The sequence below is a fragment of the Enterobacter sp. HMSC16D10 genome (assembly GCF_001807145.1).
Classification (GTDB): Bacteria; Pseudomonadota; Gammaproteobacteria; order Enterobacterales; family Enterobacteriaceae; genus Enterobacter; species Enterobacter roggenkampii.
Window position 1 is genome coordinate 1 of record NZ_KV787902.1, and the last position, 19,046, is coordinate 19,046.

The 19,046-nt window shown below is 55.6% G+C and carries 16 protein-coding genes; 9 read left to right on the forward strand and 7 right to left on the reverse strand.

What is annotated here, in order from left to right; genetic code table 11:
• The first annotated feature begins 333 nt into the window (after nucleotides 1-333).
• Together HMPREF3143_RS19025 and HMPREF3143_RS19030 are read left to right on the forward strand one after the other, a co-directional pair.
• On the forward strand, nucleotides 334-1,143 hold the full coding sequence (locus tag HMPREF3143_RS19025; protein ID WP_008502397.1) for a winged helix-turn-helix domain-containing protein: 810 nt from the start codon (nucleotides 334-336) through the stop codon (nucleotides 1,141-1,143).
• Nucleotides 1,127-1,612 carry a hypothetical protein gene (locus HMPREF3143_RS19030; RefSeq protein ID WP_008502396.1) on the forward strand — a complete coding sequence of 162 codons (486 nt, stop codon included), beginning with the start codon at nucleotides 1,127-1,129 and terminating at the stop codon, nucleotides 1,610-1,612. The genes HMPREF3143_RS19025 and HMPREF3143_RS19030 overlap by 17 nt, the downstream gene beginning before the upstream one ends.
• A gap of 102 nt (nucleotides 1,613-1,714) precedes the next feature.
• Here the strand turns inward: HMPREF3143_RS19030 and uspF are convergent, their stop codons facing one another.
• Together uspF and HMPREF3143_RS19040 are read right to left on the reverse strand one after the other, a co-directional pair.
• Nucleotides 1,715-2,149, reverse strand: a complete 435-nt coding sequence (gene uspF / locus HMPREF3143_RS19035) for a universal stress protein UspF (RefSeq protein ID WP_070534087.1) — start codon at nucleotides 2,147-2,149, stop codon at nucleotides 1,715-1,717.
• Between the two features lie 252 nt (nucleotides 2,150-2,401).
• Nucleotides 2,402-3,094 carry an MgtC family protein gene (locus tag HMPREF3143_RS19040; protein WP_021241319.1) on the reverse strand — a complete coding sequence of 231 codons (693 nt, stop codon included), beginning with the start codon at nucleotides 3,092-3,094 and terminating at the stop codon, nucleotides 2,402-2,404.
• Nucleotides 3,095-3,527: 433 nt separating this feature from the next.
• On the opposite strand from HMPREF3143_RS19040, the gene HMPREF3143_RS19050 reads away from it, so the two are divergent.
• Nucleotides 3,528-4,733, forward strand: a complete 1,206-nt coding sequence (locus HMPREF3143_RS19050) for an MFS transporter (RefSeq protein ID WP_070534088.1) — start codon at nucleotides 3,528-3,530, stop codon at nucleotides 4,731-4,733.
• Nucleotides 4,734-4,753: 20 nt separating this feature from the next.
• Here HMPREF3143_RS19050 and HMPREF3143_RS19055 read toward each other — a convergent pair whose 3' ends face one another.
• Nucleotides 4,754-5,743 (reverse strand): 2-hydroxyacid dehydrogenase, encoded by a 990-nt coding sequence (locus HMPREF3143_RS19055; RefSeq protein ID WP_008502392.1) that lies wholly within the window; start codon nucleotides 5,741-5,743, stop codon nucleotides 4,754-4,756.
• Between the two features lie 364 nt (nucleotides 5,744-6,107).
• Here HMPREF3143_RS19055 and HMPREF3143_RS19060 point away from each other — a divergent pair, with 364 nt between their 5' ends.
• The 5 genes from HMPREF3143_RS19060 to HMPREF3143_RS19080 all read left to right on the forward strand — a co-directional run bounded on the left by HMPREF3143_RS19060 (nucleotide 6,108) and on the right by HMPREF3143_RS19080 (nucleotide 10,556).
• A complete protein-coding gene (locus HMPREF3143_RS19060) occupies nucleotides 6,108-6,863 on the forward strand; it encodes a DUF4225 domain-containing protein (protein ID WP_023327356.1) in 756 nt (251 codons plus the stop codon).
• A gap of 2 nt (nucleotides 6,864-6,865) precedes the next feature.
• Nucleotides 6,866-7,189, forward strand: coding sequence for a hypothetical protein (locus tag HMPREF3143_RS19065; protein WP_008502390.1), 324 nt, complete (start codon nucleotides 6,866-6,868; stop codon nucleotides 7,187-7,189).
• A 214-nt stretch (nucleotides 7,190-7,403) separates the two neighbouring features.
• Nucleotides 7,404-10,037 carry a YdbH family protein gene (locus HMPREF3143_RS19070; protein ID WP_023292538.1) on the forward strand — a complete coding sequence of 878 codons (2,634 nt, stop codon included), beginning with the start codon at nucleotides 7,404-7,406 and terminating at the stop codon, nucleotides 10,035-10,037.
• A gap of 2 nt (nucleotides 10,038-10,039) precedes the next feature.
• Nucleotides 10,040-10,231 (forward strand): YnbE family lipoprotein, encoded by a 192-nt coding sequence (locus HMPREF3143_RS19075; RefSeq protein WP_008502388.1) that lies wholly within the window; start codon nucleotides 10,040-10,042, stop codon nucleotides 10,229-10,231.
• Between the two features lie 7 nt (nucleotides 10,232-10,238).
• The gene (locus HMPREF3143_RS19080; protein ID WP_070534089.1) at nucleotides 10,239-10,556 is read left to right on the forward strand and encodes a YdbL family probable chaperone protein; all 318 of its coding nucleotides are present in this window, start codon (nucleotides 10,239-10,241) and stop codon (nucleotides 10,554-10,556) included.
• Here the strand turns inward: HMPREF3143_RS19080 and feaR are convergent, their stop codons facing one another.
• Entirely contained in the window at nucleotides 10,557-11,465 is a 909-nt protein-coding gene (feaR, locus tag HMPREF3143_RS19085; protein WP_021241324.1) for a transcriptional regulator FeaR, read from the reverse strand.
• Between the two features lie 241 nt (nucleotides 11,466-11,706).
• Between feaR and HMPREF3143_RS19090 the strand changes: the two genes are divergently transcribed.
• The gene (locus tag HMPREF3143_RS19090) at nucleotides 11,707-13,206 is read left to right on the forward strand and encodes an aldehyde dehydrogenase family protein (protein ID WP_070534090.1); all 1,500 of its coding nucleotides are present in this window, start codon (nucleotides 11,707-11,709) and stop codon (nucleotides 13,204-13,206) included.
• An 88-nt stretch (nucleotides 13,207-13,294) separates the two neighbouring features.
• Here the strand turns inward: HMPREF3143_RS19090 and HMPREF3143_RS19095 are convergent, their stop codons facing one another.
• From HMPREF3143_RS19095 to paaZ, 3 genes are all read right to left on the reverse strand, one after another.
• Nucleotides 13,295-14,401 carry a GGDEF domain-containing protein gene (locus HMPREF3143_RS19095; protein WP_070534091.1) on the reverse strand — a complete coding sequence of 369 codons (1,107 nt, stop codon included), beginning with the start codon at nucleotides 14,399-14,401 and terminating at the stop codon, nucleotides 13,295-13,297.
• Nucleotides 14,402-14,519: 118 nt separating this feature from the next.
• On the reverse strand, nucleotides 14,520-16,793 hold the full coding sequence (gene tynA, locus HMPREF3143_RS19100; RefSeq protein WP_070534092.1) for a primary-amine oxidase: 2,274 nt from the start codon (nucleotides 16,791-16,793) through the stop codon (nucleotides 14,520-14,522).
• A 205-nt stretch (nucleotides 16,794-16,998) separates the two neighbouring features.
• Entirely contained in the window at nucleotides 16,999-19,038 is a 2,040-nt protein-coding gene (gene paaZ / locus HMPREF3143_RS19105; RefSeq protein WP_070534093.1) for a phenylacetic acid degradation bifunctional protein PaaZ, read from the reverse strand.
• Between the last annotated feature and the right edge of the window lie 8 nt (nucleotides 19,039-19,046).

Below are 19,046 nucleotides of genomic sequence, written 5' to 3' on the forward strand. Positions count from 1 at the left end.
ACGCGGTGGCCAGTTTTTGTTGACCACTTCACTCTTCGTACCCGAGGCTGTGAATGGCGGTAGGTCGGATTGCTGCTCCTGAAGAATAAGAACCTGCTCATTCACTTCTGCGAATAATCCTATCAACCCAAAACGGCGTGTAGATACATGTATTGCGAATTTATTAAAATACAAACTTATATTCTGCTTGGTATTTCATTTACAAGTGATAAGTCTGCAGAAGAGGTTGTTGCGTCTTGCTGTGCTAAGATGCGAGAAAGAAGTTAATGGGCTTTCGCAGGCTGGATAAATGTGAAGATCCATTCAATTACCATCATGGATAAGGAGTCAGAGATGGTTTTTGTGATTGATAATAGGGTTTTTTATCGCTCTGAAGATGGTGCCATATGGCCATCCGGAGACGAGGGCTCTACTGTCATTCTGACCCTGACAATGAACAGGCTACTCACATGCCTTCTCGAAAGGCATGGTCAAGTCCTGACACGGAATGAACTCCTGGATAACGTCTGGGATGCTCATGGGTTGCGCTCATCGAGTCACACATTAAATAAATACATCTCAGAACTGAGAAAACACTTCGTCCAGTTTGGTATTACGGATGAATGTATTACCACAGTGCCTCGGGTCGGCTTTATGTTTAACAGTGATATTGATGTCAGGGATATAACTGAATCTACGATTGCTGATGGACGACTCAAAGAAGATGAAGAGTCGGAGATAATAAAGGTAGTACACCGTACGGCGGTAGCGGGTAAGAACAAGGTTCTTCATTATACGCTGGCACTGATTGTACTTTTAATCAGCGCTACCTTAGTTGTGTCAGGTCTCGTAATTCCGTCGAAAGACGTAAAGGAAATAAAACAGATTAAGCCTCATTTTTTGTTTAACTACGACACCTGTCCTGTCTATACAGTCCAGAGCAACTCTGCATCCCTGTCAGAGCAAAAAAAAGAACTGTTTTTAGAACTGGCTAACTCAAATCATATTCAGTGTCTGGAAGGCACTTCTTTTCTCTATCAGGTTTCAGAGTCCTATCTGTACGGCAATAAGGGGAGGGCGTTTATCAGTCGATGCACGCAAAAGAATAATAATTACATCTCCTGTCTGAATAACTACTGGAGTGGTTATGAACGCAATCAATAAAAAAACAGGAATATCGGCCGTAATTTTACTCCTCATCCTGGCGTTATCGGTGTGGTTCTACGTTCACATGCGTCATAAACAGAGTGCGTTGAGTGTTAACTGTTCCACAATTGTGCGTTACAACCATCACGAACCTGATTTCGTCGCTACGCTGGAGTTTATTTTCCGTTTAGATAAAAACCACGATGGCCAGGCTGTCCTGTCTGGGAATATCCAGTCAGCGCGAGGTGTTAATGTCATCTCACGCACAATTCTCTTTAGCTATGAGATGAACAGGCCGGGTGAGATTGCCCTGACCGATACGCGCTACGTTAAAAATCCGCGTGATACAGCTGATGATGACAGTTTTAAAAGCAGCTTCTTTTATGTTCCCGAGGGAACCGTTCGCCAGCTGAAGATTGAACCTACAGGTAATGGCTGGCTGATTGGAAATCTGCAGTCGCCATTTGCGCTTTGCGTGAACAGGTAAGGCTGGTCAGGGATTGTAAACCTGCTCATATTCCTGTGTAGCTGTCTGTTGGGAGCGGTTCATGGTGTTGGCTTAAAAAACCGGGCGTTACGCCCGGTTTTTTTATCTTACAACCAGCACAGGGCATTTCGCATGCCGCACCACTGCCGCAGCGTTCGAACCCAACAGATAGGTCGAGATGTCAGGTTTGTGGGAGGCAATGATGATCAGGTCGGCGCCGATCGTGTCAGCGAGCTTAAGGATCTGATCCTTCGGAGACCCCGTCACGGCGTGGGTCTGTATCTTGTCTGCAGGGATTTTGAATTGCTTAACAATCTCATCCAGTTTCGCTAAAGCAGCGTGCTGGAATTCTTTTATCTTCGGCACTTCCACGGAGTAGGCCAAACCTAACGATGAAAAATAGGGAAGCGAAGGAATAACGGTAAGAAAGTGAACCTTGGCCGTGTTAAGTGCGGTGTGTGCCTGAACGAACGGGATAACCATGTGCGTCAGGCTATCCTCGGAAATGTCAATGGGAACCAAAATGGTGTTGTACATGTGTCCTTCCTGAGTGTTTTTTGCACAACTCAGAGTAGGCCGTTAATTCCTTCAAAACAGAGAGCAGGCTGTCATAACGAGGACAAATTTTGGTTATGTGATATTCGCCCGGTCGAACCTGCCTCTGAATTCGTCAAGTAGTGTGACAAAGAACGTTTGTTAAACGGGGCATCCTGGGATTCATCGGCCCATGTCACTGCCCATTTCTGCAAAACGGGAAGCCTCAACCGGGCGCAATGCCCGGTATCGTATTCATATTGCGTGGCAGCTTACGGAAGCCATAATTTTATTCCCGCCAATATTACCCATAATTAGCTCGAGTAATTTCCGGTATTCCTCACGGGTCATCACCTCGGCCCGTATTTCAGTTTTTCCTTCTGCTTGCGCCGTATCGCAATAAATGGCTTTCAGACTCAACGTCAACTCTTTCGCCATGTTGACCACACTCTGCCGCACCGCATCTTCATGCTCGTCATCACAGGTGATTTTCAGGACATAGCATTTTTCGCCTTCATGGAGCGCGGGCAGCTGATTAATCCGTTGCGCAGCTTCGCGAAGCAGGATGTTGGCGCACAGAATAATCACGCTGGCCATACCAGCATTCCAGAATTGACCTAATCCACATAGCACGCCAATTCCGGCCGAACACCACAGCGTCGCGGCGGTATTAAGACCGCGAATATTCATTCCCTCACGCATAATAACGCCAGCGCCAAGAAAACCTATTCCGGAGACAATCTGCGCTGCAATACGCCCCGGGCTATCGGGTGACGTCGAGAGGGAACTTAAAATAAACACGGCCGCACCCGTTGCAACCAGAGCATTGGTGCGAAGCCCGGCCATACGCTGGCGCCACTGTCTTTCCGCGCCAATAATTGCGCCCAGCAGCATCGCTGCGAGCAGATGAGAGATATAAGGGAACATCAGCCTGTCGCCTGTTAACATGGTTACACGATAAGCGTCAGCGCTTCACAAAGCACAGTATGACGCCGTTAAAACGCAAAGCATGTCAGCGCGAGGGCGGCGGAAAGAGTGAATGATTAAACATGAACATCGCGATGCTCCACAAATTTGGTCGTTCTTAATGTATTGGGATGCAATCACGTCAAGAGGATTGCTGCCCACCGTTAAGGTAAGCAGCGAGAAAATCGCGTCAGCTTACCTTCGTATCAACGATAAAATGGCTTTCCAACGAAGGACTCCTGTGAAAATTTTTGCCAGTATAAGCAGGCGCAATAATGAGTAAAGTAAAAAAACAGCGCCCTTGATGTATTGTTTAAGTTTGCAGGGAATATTTTTCAGACGTCATCTGATTTTCAAAAATACCCGGTATACTGCATTTTGCTTATTTCAGGCAATAACAGGCAAGGCAGGAAGTATGTCTCTTCGTTCGCTGCGGGCGTTATGCCTGACAAGTTTTTTCATTGCTGATGTTCGTGATGGTCTGGGGCCTTTTCTCGGTATTTTCCTGACCGAACGCCACTGGACCCCTGATGATATCGGCATCCTGATGACGGCCGGCGGGCTGGCGGGGTTACTGGCCACGCTGCCGGCGGGATTCATCACCGACACCTCCCGCCACAAGCGCGCTGTGCTCGCGCTTCTGTGCATTCTGATCACGCTCAGCACGCTTCTGCTCTGGTTTAGCCAGCAGAGCAGCGTTGTCGCCGTGTCGCAAGTCGTCACCGGTATCTGTGCGGCATTTGTCGGGCCGTTGATCGCCGGGATTACGCTGGGGTTGACTGGGCAGGGCGGGTTCAGCGCGCAGATGGGCAGAAACGAGGCGTTCAATCACGGCGGCAACTTTGTCACCGCGCTCATTGCGGGCGGCATTGCGTGGTACTGGGGCGTGGGCGGGATTTTCCTGCTGATGACCAGCACCACGCTGCTAACGCTGTGTGCGCTGCTTGCCATTCGCAACAGCGATATCGATAACGACGCGGCGCGCGGGCTGTCCTCTTCAGCGAGCCTGCCGGTCCCCGGTTTTGCGGTGCTGATGAAAAACCGGGCGCTGTTTGTGACCGGGTTGACGCTGCTGCTGTTCCACCTGGCGAACGCCGCGCTGCTGCCGATGCTGAGCATGAGGGTTGCCGCGGCACCTGCCGCGATCAACCCCGGTTTGTATGCAGCAGGTACCGTCATCATTTCTCAGGCCGTGATGATCCCCGTCGCCATCTGGGCCTCGCGCCGGATCGAACACTATGGCTACTGGCGCTTGATTATGTTGGCGCTGCTGGTTATGCCGGTGCGTGCGGCGCTGGCGGCATCCACGGATGCGCCGTTAATGATGATCCCGGTACAAATTCTCGACGGCCTGGCCGCCGGGATCCTGGGGGTCGTCGTACCGTCGTTTATTGTGGTGCTGCTGCGCGGAAGCGGGCACGTCAATGCCGGGCAGAGCGTGGTGATGTTGATGCAGGGAGTAGGGGCATCCATGAGTCCGGCATTAACCGGGACGATCGCCGGTCATTACTCGTTTGCGACGGCATTCAGTGTCCTGAGCGCGATTGCGCTGGCTGCCGTCCTGCTCTGGTGGCGCGTTGCGCACCGGAGCTGGGAAACAAACGCGCCGGGTGAGGCTTAGCCGCCCACCCGGCGTAGCACTTAAGCCAGCTCGTTAGGGCACGCTTCGCCCTTTTCCAGCTGCTGCAGGTTCCCCAGCGTGGTTTCAGAAATGCTGATCAGCGCTTCGGCCGTCAGAAACGCCTGGTGACCGGTAAACAGCACGTTATGGCAGGCAGAGAGGCGACGGAACACGTCGTCCTGGATGACGTCATTAGACTTGTCTTCAAAGAACAGATCGCGTTCGTTCTCATACACGTCCATCCCCAGCGCGCCAATCTTCTGGGTCTTCAGGGCTTCGATAGCAGCCTGAGAATCAACCAGCCCGCCGCGGCTGGTGTTGATGATCATCACGCCATCCTTCATCTGGTCAAACGCCGCCTGGTTAAGCAGGTGATAGTTTTCCGGGGTCAGCGGACAGTGCAGAGAAATCACGTCGGACTGCGAGAACAGGGTCGGTAGGTCGACGTACTCCACGCCCAGATCCAGCGCTGCGGCGCTTGGGTACGGATCGAATGCCAGCAGACGCATGCCAAAGCCTTTCAGAATGCGCAGGGCAGCCACGCCAATTTTACCGGTGCCGATTACGCCAGCGGTTTTGCCGTACATGGTAAAGCCGGTCAGCCCTTCCAGCGAGAAGTTGGCGTCACGGGTGCGCTGATAAGCGCGGTGAATACGACGGTTGAGGGACATCATCATGCCAATCGCATGTTCAGCCACCGCTTCCGGGGAGTACGCCGGAACGCGCACCACCTTCAGACCCAGCTCTTTTGCCGCGTCGAGGTCCACATTGTTGAAGCCCGCACAGCGCAGGGCGATGTACTTCACCCCCTGTTTTTTCAACTCTTCCAGCACCGGGCGACTGCCGTCATCGTTTACGAAAATGCAGACGCCTTCACAGCCGTGCGCCGTTTTGGCGGTTTTTTCGGACAGCAGAAAGTCGAAAAATTCAAGCTCAAACCCGTAAGCCTCGTTAACATGTTGCAGATACTTTTTGTCGTACTGCTTTGTGCTATATACTGCGAGTTTCATAAGACTTTCTCCAGTGATTTTGCATTCACGTTAGCATGATTAAAATTATCTTACAATTTCTAAAATATTATTGAATTCAATAAGTTCTATCAATTATTCTAGAGCATATGTGCACCCTAACTCCATGATATTCATATCCACCGATTTCTTAAGCGGGACTGACACCAGCGACATGTCTGCTTGTTTTACTCTAAGGGGGCTATGGGGGAGACTAAAGTCACAACAAGTGCGTATGTTTGGGTAAGTGGTTTCCCAATGCTTGAAAATGTGACTACCTTTAGCTGTTAAAATGACGTAGCTCTTTGAATGTCCTAACATCGAAGGTAGTATTATTACTATCATTTTAAAATGACAGGGAGACCGAATGTACAACCATAATCGGGATAAAAGTCATTTCGAAGAGAAAGTCTTAGAGATTGAAAATCTTGCGCAGCGAATTGCCACAAAGCATTTGCTTTATGGTACCGCTGGTATGTTTTTTGAAACTCAACAACTTGTTGCTCACCTGAGAAGGGAGATCGAGTCGCATTGCTTGACCTGGTCAGGCGGGATTCAATTACTTGATGAACAGATACATCATCTTAAGGAACAGGATGATTTACTCACCTTCAATAAAGCTAAGTTATTTATTGTTGTTGAAAAAAACCGAACAACAACGACGACTTTAGCGCTTAAACAGATCGGTTTCGTTGCCGGTGGGGCGCAAGTGTATGGGGGCGCTAGTTTATGCGTCGGTTCGCTGGGTCTGGCCTGTGCTGCGTATGGTGCACCTATGATTACTCATGGGCTAAACAACATGTATGAAAATGGATACTATCTTCTTTATCGTGAAGATCGGTCTGGCACGCTAAGAGATGCTTATCGTTACGTAGCAGCGAAACTCGGCTATGGGAATAATGAAGCTGATATTGTCTATGGAGTAGTTGATATCTCTTTATCAGCCTATGGCGCGGGCAGGAGAGTACTGGCTCCCCGAGAAAAATCCTGGAGTCTGTTTCGCAACATTGAATCTGATTATATCAGAGGATGGCAAGAGGCTTCTAAAACAGCGATGGCTCTGGATTTAACCAGTGGAAGCGTCACAGGTTGGCAGATGTACCAGATAGCTAAAGAGAATTAATTATGTCGGAACAATTCGAGTTGTCATTAACCCCACCGATTCTACCTGCCGTATGCTATTTTATTGTATCTATTGTCGTTTTTTTCTTGTTGTACCTCGGGAAACTCAAGGTCAACAGGCTTCATAAATATCCTCTGTTCATTGCCTATACGCTATTTGTGATAGCCATCGCAGCCATTCAAATTAACGTTTTTGCCAACGGCTATGAGTTTGTTAGCGGTTTTTTACATATTGATTTTGATCCCTGGCGGTACGACTCGGTGTATTGGGGGTCATTGATATTCGCCATGCTTTACCTGCTGGCAATGCCACGGAATAGGTATTAATGTCGCAAATCTGCTCTGCGATTATTCTTGAACTTATGCGTAACCAATTGAACCGAAACTATATTCTTTAGGTTACGCATAGCAAAAAAATTACCGCTTACTATTACAGCATCTATTCTTAACTTGGCGTCAACTTCAACTCAACCGCTAAACATGCGACAATGATCGGCACTGCCGGCTTAATTCTTTCGCTAAATCAGGATATTAACTGCCCATGAAGGGTAAATACAAAGCCGCTCTTGCGCTTTTACTGCTGTTCATATTGTTGCCGCTGACGCTGCTGATGACGCTCGCTCAGTGGGTACCGACGCTCGCCGGGATCTGGCTTCCCGTCGGGACGCGCATCGCGTTCGAAGAGAGTCCGAAACTGACTCGCCGCGCGCTGGTGATCCCCGATCTTCGCTATCTGGTGGAAGACTGCGAAATTGCCCGCATCGATAACGTGACGCTGTCACACCCCAGCCGCTGGAAGCTGGATATCGGCGCGCTGGATCTTAACACCGTCTGCCTGAGCAAAATTCCCCAGTCGGCGCCCTCAACGGTCGCCCCGAAAACGCTGGCACAATGGCAGGCTGTGTTACCCAATACCTGGCTCACGATTCACCGCCTGACGCTGTCGCCCTGGCAGCAGTGGCAGGGCGAGCTGCAGGCGTCGCTAACCCCCTCCAGCCAGGAGATCGCCTATAAAGGCGAGCAGGTCAGCATTAAAGGCACGCTTCGCGGTCAGACGCTCTCGGTCAGCCAGTTCGATGTTCAGCTCCCGGATCAGCCGCAGCCGATTAAGCTGGTGGGCGAGTTTACCCTGCCGCTGGTGCCGGACGGCGTGCCGGTGAAAGGCCACGCGGTGGCGACCTTTAACGTGCCACAGTTAACGTCTCTGGTCGATGCCGATCTCGACTGGGAAGACAATCAGGGACAGCTGGTGGTGATGGCGAGAGACAACCCCGATCCGCTTCTCGACCTGCCGTGGCAGATCACGGCGCAACAGCTCAACATCAGCGACGGGCGCTGGAACTGGGATCTCTCGGGTATGCCACTGAGCGGGCGGGTGTCCCTTCGCGCCGACAACTGGCAGCAGGGGCTGGAGAAAGCCACCCTGACCGGACGACTGAACGTCTTGACGCAAGGCGATGCGGGTAAAGGCAACGCGGTACTGAATATTGGGCCTGGCAGGCTCAGCATGGAAAACAGCGACATGCCCCTGCACCTGAGCGGCGAGGCGAAGCAAAACGATCTCATTCTTTACGCCAAATTACCGGCAAAACTGACCGGCAGCCTGTATGAACCGCAGCTCGCCTTTGAGCCGGGCGCGCTGCTTCGCTCGCGCGGGCGCATCATTGACTCGCTCGATATCGATGAAATCCGCTGGCCGCTGGCGGGCGTGAAGCTCACCCGGAAGGGGGTGGACGGTCGTTTACAGGCGATTCTGCGCGCCCATGAAAACGAGATGGGCGATTTTGAACTCCACCTGGACGGTCAGGCCAACGACTTTTTACCCGATAACGGCCTGTGGCAGTGGCGCTACTGGGGCAAAGGCGGCTTTACGCCGATGCATGCCCGCTGGGATGTCGCCGGGAAAGGCGAGTGGCGCGACAACCTTATTGAGCTGACGGCACTCTCCACCGGCTTTGACAAGCTTCAGTATGGCACGATGGAGGTCAGCACGCCGCGTCTGGTGCTGGATCGGCCTGTACGCTGGCTGCGCGATGCCGAAAAACCAACCTTCAGTGGGGCGTTGTCGCTCAACGCAGGGCAAACCCGTTTCTCCGGCGGCAGCGTGTTGCCGCCCTCGGTCCTGACCTTCAGCGTCGACGGCACCGACCCGACGATTTTTCAGTTTAAGGGTGACCTCCATGCGGACAACATCGGCCCGGTACAGGTTAACGGACGCTGGGATGGCGTGCGCCTTCGCGGGCAGGCCTGGTGGCCGAAACAGTCCCTCGCCGTATTCCAGCCGCTGATCCCGCCGGACTGGAAAATGACGCTGCGCGACGGGGCGCTTTATGCGCAGGTCGCCTTCTCGGCGGCGGCCGATCAGGGCTTTGAAGCGGGCGGGCACGGAGTGCTGAAATCCGGCAGCGCCTGGATGCCCGATAACCAGATTAACGGCGTCGATTTTGTGCTGCCGTTCCGCTTCAGCGAGGGCACCTGGTCTCTGGGCACGCGCGGTCCGGTCACGTTGCGCATCGGTGAAGTGGTAAACCTGGTGACCGCGCGCAACATTACCGCGGATTTACAGGGCGATTATCCCTGGACGGAGGACAATCCGCTGCTGCTCACCAACGTGAAGGTGGAAACCCTCGGCGGGAAGATCACCATGCAGCAGCTGCGAATGCCGCAGCACGATCCGGCTCTGCTGCGGGTGGACAATATCTCCTCGAGCGAGCTGATTAGCGCCGTCAATCCGAAACAGTTCGCCATGTCGGGGCCGGTCAGCGGGGCGCTGCCGTTCTGGCTGGACAACGAAAAATGGATCATTAAGGATGGCTGGCTGACCAACCCGGGGCCAATGACGCTTCGCATCGACAAAGATACGGCCGACGCCATCGTGAAAGACAATATGGTCGCGGGCGCCGCGATTAACTGGCTCCGCTATATGGAAATTTCGCGTTCGTGGACGAGAATCAATTTAGATAACCTGGGTGAATTAACCATGCAGGCGACCATCAAGGGGACCAGCAGGGTCGATGGCAAAAGCAGCTCCGTCAACCTGAACTATACCCATGACGAGAATGTCTTTACCCTCTGGCGCAGCCTGCGTTTTGGAGACAACCTGCAAACCTGGTTTGAGCAACACGCGGCGATACCCGGTCTCCGCAGTTCGACTGGCAAGGAAAGTGAGGAATAACAATGAAAAAGATGGCTGGTGCGCTCACCGTTGCCGTTGCCGCGCTACTGTCCGGCTGTACGCCGCGCATTGAAGTCGCTGCGCCAAAGGAGCCGATTACCATCAACATGAATGTCAAAATCGAACATGAGATCCACATTAAGGTCGATAAAGACGTTGAAACCCTGCTGAAATCGCGCAGCGATCTGTTCTGAGGATGCCATGAAACGAGTAGCTCTGATTTTGCTGGCGCTGGGGATGAACGTACAGGCGGCTACGCTCACCCTCAACGATGCCCGGGCCCAGGGGCGCGTGGGGGAAACCCTCAGCGGTTATCTGGCCCCGATTCAACAGGATGCCGAAACGCTGGCGCTGATCAATCGCATCAACGCGGCGCGCACGGAAAGCTACCAGAAGCTGGCTGACAGCAATAATTTGCCGGTCGATGAAGTGGCCAAAATGGCAGGGCAAAAACTGGTTGCTCGCGCCCAGCCGGGCGAGTATGTGAAGGGCATTAACGGAAAATGGCTGAAAAAATAGCTAGCGGTAGCGCTTGCGATATTCACCCGGCGAAACGCCAAAGCGCTGCTTAAACGCCGTTGAAAAATGGCTATGGTCGGTGAACCCCCAGCTGTAGCCAATGCCCGCCAGCTTTTCGTCATCACCGGCTGCGCGCAGCACCTCCGCGCAGCGATCCAGGCGGCGGTTTTTAATGTACTGCGCAACCACAAGCCCCTTCTCGGCAAACATGCGATAGAGGCTGCGCACGGACATTCCGCTCTCGGCGGCAATCCACTCCGGACGCAGCGATTCAGACTGAATATGGTCGTCAATCAGCGCCACCACATGCTGGAACTGGCGCTCCTTACGCGGCTGAATGATTTCGCGCTGCTGGAAAGCGGGGCGCAGCAGGCAAATCATCGCTTCGAGCGCCGCTTCGCTCTCCCGGTCACTCAGGCTGGCATTGCTCATGCTCTCCATCAACAGGCGATGGCTCAGCTGCACCGTGGGCAGCGTGCGGGAAAGGGCGGTGGCGCAGCTTATCTCCTGAAAACGGCACTGCTGCTCAATAATCTGACGGGGAACCAGGAGCGAAATCTGGCGGGATTTTTCCTGCCAGTTGATCGAGCAGGGGCGTGAGGCGTCAATCAGCGTGATATCCCCGGTTCTGAGTACCGCGCGACGGTCATCCTGCTCAATCTCCGCGCTGCCTTCGAGCTGAAACACGGTATAGAACCAGGCATCGTTACTCTGTTTGATCTCCTCACGGGAGCGGAACAGGTTGACACCACCGGCGGTGACGGTGCTGAGCTTCAGGCTGCGCGCATAGCTGGTCTCCAGCTCGCCGTAGAATCTGCCCCCGGTGGGCTGCGCGTTAAAACGCCCGCAAACCTGGTTAATTTGCGCCAGCCACTGCTGATACTGTTCCTGCTCGCTTGCACACGCCATCGTTTCTCTCACTGCACCGTCAACGTTTTCGCATTGTTGCATTTGTGTTGCATTTTGTCAGAGCTATGAGGCTGACTATAGGAAAGAACACTCACCGGTAACAGCGATATAAGCGGCAATTATCGCGATTTGCGGCGCCTGTCACAGGTGGCAAAGCGAATGTCACAGAGACAAAAGCGAGAATGCAAAACCCCTCTTAGACTGGATGAACACCCTGCGAAGAATAACGAAGGAGTATCCTATGTCTGAATCACTGGTGGCTATTCAGCCTGCCGTGCAACAATTTTTAGACCGACAGCATGGCCTGTGGATTGAAGGGCGTCAGGCCGCGTCGGACAGTGAAAAGCGGCTTAATGTCTACAACCCGGCCACGGGCGAGGTGATTGCCTCAACTGCCGACGCCAGCGTCGACGACGTTGATCGTGCCGTCATGTCCGGCTGGCGCGCCTATGTGGCCCGTACCTGGGCCGGAAAACTCCCGGCGGAGCGCGAGCGGATCCTGCTCCATTTCGCCGATCTCGTTGAAAAGCACGGCGAGGAGCTGGCTCAGCTTGAAACGCTGGAGCAGGGCAAGTCCATCAACATCTCCCGTGCCTTTGAAGTCGGCTGCACCCTGAACTGGATGCGCTATACCGCCGGGCTGACCACCAAAATTGCGGGCAAAACCCTCGATCTCTCCATCCCGCTACCGCAGGGGGCACGCTATCAGGCGTGGACGCGTAAAGAGCCGGTTGGCGTGGTGGCCGGAATTGTGCCCTGGAACTTTCCGCTGATGATCGGGATGTGGAAAGTGATGCCAGCGCTGGCCGCGGGCTGCTCTATCGTCATTAAGCCGTCGGAAACCACGCCGCTGACCCTGCTGCGCGTGGCGGAACTCGCCAGTGAAGCGGGCATCCCGGACGGGGTGTTCAACGTGGTGACCGGCAGCGGCGCGGTGTGTGGCGCAGCGCTGACCTCGCACCCGCATATTGCGAAGGTGAGCTTTACCGGCTCAACGGCAACGGGTAAGCAAATTGCCCGCGCGGCGGCGGACACGCTCACCGGGGTGACCCTCGAGCTCGGCGGGAAAAACCCGGCAATTGTGCTCAAGGATGCGGACCCCGCGTGGGTGATAGAAGGATTAATGACCGGCAGCTTCCTGAACCAGGGGCAAGTGTGCGCGGCGAGCTCACGCATCTACATTGAAGCCCCGCTGTTTGACACGCTGGTGAGCGGGTTCGAACAGGCGGTGAAATCCCTGAGCGTCGGGCCGGGCATGTCGCCGGAGGCGTTTATCAACCCGCTGGTGTCGCGTGCGCACTGCGACAAGGTGCAGTCTTTCCTTGATGAGGCGACGTCGCGCAACGCGGAGCTGATCGTCGGTAACCGTGGTCCGGAGGGCAAAGGCTATTACGTGTCGCCGACGCTGGTGGTGAACCCGGATGCCTCGCTGCGGCTCACCCGTGAAGAAGTATTCGGTCCGGTGGTCAACCTGGTACGCGTCGCCGACGGGGAAGAGGCGCTCCAGCTGGCAAACGACACCGAATATGGCCTGACGGCCAGCGTCTGGACGCAGAATATCAGCAAGGCGCTGGAGTATACCGATCGGCTGCAGGCGGGCACCGTGTGGGTGAACAGCCATACGCTGATCGACGCCAACCTGCCGTTCGGCGGGATGAAGCAGTCCGGGACAGGGCGTGACTTCGGTCCGGACTGGCTGGACGGCTGGTGTGAAACCAAGTCGGTGTGCGTGCGGTATTAAAAAGCAAGCCGGGTGACGGCTACGCCTTACCCGGCCTACAACGACTCGAACCGTAGGCCGGGTAAGCGCAGCGCCACCCAGCTTTTATCTACAGCGACCACCGATCCCGCCCGGCCTCTTTCGCCCGATACAGCGCCGCATCGGCGCGGGCGATAATCTCGGTGCCCGCGAGTCCCCCCGCCATCCCCGCAATCCCCATGCTCACGGTGACATGGTCGCTGACCGTCGAGGCGCAGTGCGGTATGGCCTCTGCGCGAAGGCCGTCCTGGATACGCAGGGCGACCTTTTCAGCGATGTTCTCCGGGCAATTAAACAGAATCACCAGAAACTCTTCGCCGCCGTAGCGTGACACCACATCCTCAGGTGTGCGCACCGACTGCTTAAGCACGCGCGCCACGCGCGTCAGACAGTCGTCACCCGCCTGGTGCCCGTAGGTGTCGTTGTAGCGCTTGAAGTAGTCGATATCCAGCATAATCAGCGAGAAGGGCTTCTTCTGCTCAACCGCGTTCTCCAGCACCACCTCCATTTTCCGTCGATTGGCGGTTTTGGTTAACGGGTCCTGATGCGCCAGCGCATCCAGCCGCGAAATCAGCAGCTGATTCTGCTGGTTACGTCGCCAGGCTTCGTCAAACCAGCTCAGCAGAATAAAACGCCCGCAGATCAGGATCAGCGTAAAGACGCTCCAGATAACAACGAAGTGAAGGTTGAGACCATCGTTTCGTATCCAGCTTGCTATCGGCAGGGTGATCCAGAGCGGGAGCACAAAGGCGAGCAGCCCTTCAGGGTAGAAATAGAGCGCCGTCAAACCGGCGAGTAACAGAATAACGCACAGCGGCCAGACGTGCGGGAGCAGCAGCTGGGTGATAAACCAGAAGCAGGAGACCGACCAGATGGCGCTGCAGATAAACAACACCACGCTGATGCCGGCGATGCGCCGCCAGGCCATAAGGATCAGCGCAGCCGAGAGAATGATAATACCGAGCATGGAGGCATCGACGATTCTCGTCAGCTGCGGCGAGTGGGGATAAAGAGGATCGCTGGCCTTAAGCAGAACGTGTCGCAGCAGAATCATCACCGCGAAGCTGATATTGACGAAGGCCAGCCACGGCAGGTTCATCGCCAGTCCATGCATGACCATGGCCTGGCGCGTTGGCCAGGTTGCCCGTTCCAGCGTCGGTTTTTTTCTTTTTTCCATAAAGCCCTTTCCCGTCCGGGGGATAAATCATGCAGGTGAGATATCAGTAACTATAAGCAAGCCAGGACGATCCTCAAACGCCAGGGCAAAAAAAACCGGGCAATTGCCCGGCGGATGGTTATTTTTCGTCTTTTTTCTTCCCGAGCGTTGGCGTCTCGTCGAAGAAATTCCACGGTTTAAGCAGGGTATGCACCCATTCCGTCGGCATAATCGGCCACTCCTCCGCGCGCGCCACGTGGGTGGTGCCGGTGGTCATCCAGACCACGTCATCCTGATCGTTCAGCGACTCGTTATCCTTGCTGTACTGCCCAAGGCCCGTGTCGTGGATGGAGCGGTTCGGGAATTTCCCTTCCGGGTAGAGTTCATCCGGATGGTAACGAGTCACCCACAGCTGTTTGTCCATAAAGCTCAGGCGATGGTAAATCCACTCGTCCGGGGCAAATTTCGCGCCGGTCGCCACCGGGTGCGTCCCCCCCGCGTAAGGGATAATCTGGTATGAGACCGGGTTGCCCATGCGGTTCTCTTTACTTGTGTTGCTCAGCAGTCGAATCGTGCCCGGGTCGAACTTCTGCGCCGCCTGCTGCTCGGTATCAATATCGTACTGATTAATCTGCATGGTGCTGGTGCGCGGGCCCCCGGCGGTGTTCGGCTTCACTTCCGGATCCATCGCCACCAGCTTGTTGTTGATGCCGTCCACGTCCATATCAAGACGGAAGTTGTAGATGTGCTGGTGCGTGGTGCCCACGATGTTGTGGTCGATCAGCGTGCCGTATTTAGTGTCATCTTTGGCGGTGGCGTCGTGCATGGTTTTCGCCTGAACGCCTTTCACCGCCTCGATACCCGTCGCGCCGGCGTCAATGCCGATGGTGCCATTTTCATGGAACACCCAGTCGAAGATGTAATCGTAATTGCCCACGGTACTCACCCAGCGCACCACCAGTTCGCGACGCTCGGTGCTGACGTTAGGCTGGCCCATCTCCTGATGCTTATATTCCGGCCCCGCATAGCGTTCGAAAATCGCAATCGCGCGCGGGATCTCCATCGGCGCGCCGGTGTAGTCCGGGATAGTTTCGTTGAGCATCACCGCGTTGGACGGCACGTCTTTCCCGCGCACCAGCGGCGAGGTCAGGGTGCCCATGCCGTAGTCGCCGGAATCAAGATAGGCCTTGAAGTACCAGCCCACGTCCGGATCGCCGTAAGGAACGATCATGCCGCCGAGCGACCCCTGATACATAATCTGGCGTTTTTTGCCGTTGTCGTTGTACGTGACGGTCGAAATCATCGGGCCGACGCGGGAGTCCAGGCTCAGGTGGAAATCCCAGTTCTGCCAGTGCACCATATCGCCGGTAATGGTGTAGTTCTTGCCTTCCGGCTCAATGATGTCGAGCGGTTTTTTCGGCGTCTCTATACGGTCGCGGCCATCGTAGGGGCGCGGCGTCATCGGAACCGGAACAACGGCACCTTCCTCAATCTTCTGGATTTTCTTCTGCTCAAGATCGACCACGGCCACCAGGTTCTCAATCGGGTGCGCCCAGTAGTTGCCGTCGCCGACGTCGAGATAGCTCACCACCTTCAGCAGGCGATCTTCCTGCTTCAGGCCGTCTTTACCGTCGAAATAGCCGACGGTCAGCGGCGTGGTAATCACTTTTTTCGGGTCGGTGATGCCGTGTTTTTTAAGCACCTCGGCAAACTCCGTGCTCTCGTTAACGATCTGCTGCACCGCAGTGAAATCATCCAGCAGCACCATGCCGTGCGCGTCTTTCACCGGCTCCCAGCGCAGGATTTTTTTATCCTTCAGATCCACCAGGCTTTCGATAACGTGCTTCCCATCGAGCATCACAATCTTTGCCTGACGCGGGGCATCCACAGCCGTACCGTTAAGCACAAAGTCCCACACTTTGGCTTTCTCTGGCTCAGCAAGGGCAATCTGGGTAAAGCGGGTATTTGGTTTAAAATCCGCCGAGGCTTTGACAATCTCAACGGCTTGCTTAATTTCGTCCGCCGTCAGCGCGTTCAGCGGGTGAGGGCGTTTTTCAACCTGGAAAGTCTGGTCAAGACCGGACTGGAAAACATCATTGATGAAGCTGTCAGAGATAAAGGCTTTCTTGCCTTTCATCACCACCGGCACCTCGAGCTTGAGGGTTTTCCCGTTGACGATGGCGGTTTTAGCGCCCGGTTTGACCTTCACAAAGGCGCCGTCTTTCGCAATGGTAAACATCTGTGCGTAATCATCCCACTGAACGTCGGCGCCAAAGTCCTGCAGCGTTTTGTCCATCGGGACCATATGCGCCTCGCTGCCGTGGGCGAAAACAGGGGATTGCCAGGCGCAACACAGCGCAACGGCCATAGCCAGCGCCGTTCTACGGGCAGAAAAAGAAGAATTGCTTCCCATCGTAGACCTCATCTTGTTGTGTTTATTGTGTTGTGACAGCCCTATCCTGACAGGCGTCTGAGAAAAGCGTTTGCCTGCATCTGCCAGATTATTTGCCAGTCTTGCCAGGTTAAAAAAAGAGCGGGGCGATGTCACACCCCGGCTGGTCGTCGTAGGCCGGGTAAGCATCGCGCCACCCGGCAGGAAAGGCGGTGAAGGGAAGGTGTCAGAAATCCCCCTGCTGGCGCGCCACCAGCGTCAGGATGGAGTAGAGCGCCACGGCCTGCTGGTGCTGGTTGAAGATCTCAACCGCCCATTCCACCACGCCGGTTGGTTTTTCATCGGCACTGCGTTGTTTCTTCAGCGTTTTACGCTTGCAGGTCAGACGCACCTGAATGGTATCGCCCGGTTTAACCGGCTCGATAAAGCGCAGGTTTTCCATGCCGTAGTTGGCAATGACAGGCCCAACGCCCGCATCAACGAACAGCCCTGCCGCGGCGGAAATCAGGAAGTAGCCGTGCACCACGCGCTCGCCAAAGATCGACTCTGCCGCGCCGATCTTGTCCATATGGGCGTAAAAGTGGTCGCCGCTCAGGCAGGCAAAATTCACGATGTCCGCTTCCGTCAGGGTGCGGCGCGGCGTCAGCAGGCTGTCGCCCGGCTGCAGCTCCTCAAAGTATTTGCGGAACGGATGCACGCGATCTTCCTGCACCGCTGCGCCACGCACCCACTGCTTGCCGATGGCGGCCAGCATGGTTGGACTGCCCTGAATCGCGGTGCGCTGCAGGTAGTGCTTCACCGCGCGCAGGCCGCCCAGCTCTTCGCCACCGCCCGCACGTCCGGGACCGCCGTGCACTAGCTGTGGCAGAGGGGAACCGTGGCCGGTGGATTCTTTCGAGGCTTCCTCGTTGAGGATCTGAATACGCCCATGGGCGCGCGCCGCGCCGAGAATAAACTGGCGGGCAATGTCCAGGTCTGCGGTGACCAGCGTGCCTGCCAGGCTGCCGCCGCCCGCGCGGGCAAGCTGCATTGCGTGCTGTGCGTTGCGATACGGCATCAGGGTCGCGACCGGCCCGAAAGCCTCCGTTGCGTGGACGGCAGGGGTTTCATCCGGCTGCGGGCAGAACAGCAGGGTCGGCGGGAAGAACGCGCCCGCGGCCTGCAAATCCGCTTTGCCGCCCAGGCGGACCTGGCAGCCTGCGGCGATCAGGTGATCCACTTTCTCCTGCACGTCCGCGCGCTGTTCGGCGTTGACCAGCGCGCCCATCTTTACTCCTTCCTGCGCCGGGTCGCCCACAACCACCTTTTCCAGGCGGGCAATCAGCGCCTGGCTCACGGCGTCAATCTGGCTCTGCGGGACGATAATGCGGCGAATGGCCGTACATTTCTGCCCGGCTTTGGCGGTCATCTCGCGCACCACTTCCCGAATGAACAGGGCGAACTCCGGCTGCTCCGGCGTGACGTCTTCTCCCAGCACGCAGCAGTTCAGGGAGTCGGCTTCCATCGTGAACGGAATGGCATTCGCCACAATATTCGGGTGCACGCGCAGGCTTTGCCCGGTGCTGGCGGAGCCGGTAAAGGTGACCACGTCCTGGCTGTCGAGCTGGTCGAGCAGATCCCCCGCGCCGCCGCAGATCAGGCTGATGGCACCGTCCGGCACCAGCCCGCTGTCGACGATGGATTTCACCATCGCCTGCGTCACCTGCGCGGTAGCGGTGGCAGGTTTGATGATGGCGGGCATGCCCGCAAGCCAGGTCGGGGCCAGTTTTTCCAGCATTCCCCAGCAGGGGAAGTTAAAGGCGTTGATGTGCACCGCCACGCCGGACTTCGAGGTCAGAACGTGGCGCGCGGCAAAGCCGCCTTCTTTCGACAGCGGGATCGGCTCGTCTTCCGGCCACACGGTGTCATCCGGCAGCTCGCGGCTGCCCAGGCTGGCGTAAGTGAAGAGGGTGCCGATCCCGCCTTCGATATCGACCCAGCTGTCTGCTTTCGTCGCCCCGGTCTGGGCGGACAGGGCATAAAACGTCTCTTTCTCGCTAAGCAGGTGCTTTGCCACCGCCTTCAGCATGGCCGCGCGTTCGATAAAGGTCATCGCGTGAAGCGCTTCGCCGCCGCGCTCAATCGCATAGCGACGGGCGGCCGCCATGTCCAGCCCTTCGCTGGTCACGCTCCACAGCGCTTCGCCACTGATGGCGTGATGAATAGTGCGTTCGCGGCCCCGGCCAGACTGCCAGGTGCCGGACAAGAAGCTGGCTAACTGCTGCATCGCTTATC

Excerpts from the sequence above, each read along its gene's own strand:
- HMPREF3143_RS19025 (WP_008502397.1), top strand. The coding sequence starts at position 334 with ATGGTTTTTGTGATTGATAATAGGGTTTTTTATCGCTCTGAAGATGGT.
- HMPREF3143_RS19030 (WP_008502396.1), top strand. The coding sequence starts at position 1,127 with ATGAACGCAATCAATAAAAAAACAGGAATATCGGCCGTAATTTTACTC.
- uspF (WP_070534087.1), bottom strand. The coding sequence starts at position 2,149 with ATGTACAACACCATTTTGGTTCCCATTGACATTTCCGAGGATAGCCTG.
- HMPREF3143_RS19040 (WP_021241319.1), bottom strand. The coding sequence starts at position 3,094 with ATGTTAACAGGCGACAGGCTGATGTTCCCTTATATCTCTCATCTGCTC.
- HMPREF3143_RS19050 (WP_070534088.1), top strand. The coding sequence starts at position 3,528 with ATGTCTCTTCGTTCGCTGCGGGCGTTATGCCTGACAAGTTTTTTCATT.
- HMPREF3143_RS19055 (WP_008502392.1), bottom strand. The coding sequence starts at position 5,743 with ATGAAACTCGCAGTATATAGCACAAAGCAGTACGACAAAAAGTATCTG.
- HMPREF3143_RS19060 (WP_023327356.1), top strand. The coding sequence starts at position 6,108 with ATGTACAACCATAATCGGGATAAAAGTCATTTCGAAGAGAAAGTCTTA.
- HMPREF3143_RS19065 (WP_008502390.1), top strand. The coding sequence starts at position 6,866 with ATGTCGGAACAATTCGAGTTGTCATTAACCCCACCGATTCTACCTGCC.
- HMPREF3143_RS19070 (WP_023292538.1), top strand. The coding sequence starts at position 7,404 with ATGAAGGGTAAATACAAAGCCGCTCTTGCGCTTTTACTGCTGTTCATA.
- HMPREF3143_RS19075 (WP_008502388.1), top strand. The coding sequence starts at position 10,040 with ATGAAAAAGATGGCTGGTGCGCTCACCGTTGCCGTTGCCGCGCTACTG.
- HMPREF3143_RS19080 (WP_070534089.1), top strand. The coding sequence starts at position 10,239 with ATGAAACGAGTAGCTCTGATTTTGCTGGCGCTGGGGATGAACGTACAG.
- feaR (WP_021241324.1), bottom strand. The coding sequence starts at position 11,465 with ATGGCGTGTGCAAGCGAGCAGGAACAGTATCAGCAGTGGCTGGCGCAA.
- HMPREF3143_RS19090 (WP_070534090.1), top strand. The coding sequence starts at position 11,707 with ATGTCTGAATCACTGGTGGCTATTCAGCCTGCCGTGCAACAATTTTTA.
- HMPREF3143_RS19095 (WP_070534091.1), bottom strand. The coding sequence starts at position 14,401 with ATGGAAAAAAGAAAAAAACCGACGCTGGAACGGGCAACCTGGCCAACG.
- tynA (WP_070534092.1), bottom strand. The coding sequence starts at position 16,793 with ATGGGAAGCAATTCTTCTTTTTCTGCCCGTAGAACGGCGCTGGCTATG.
- paaZ (WP_070534093.1), bottom strand. The coding sequence starts at position 19,038 with ATGCAGCAGTTAGCCAGCTTCTTGTCCGGCACCTGGCAGTCTGGCCGG.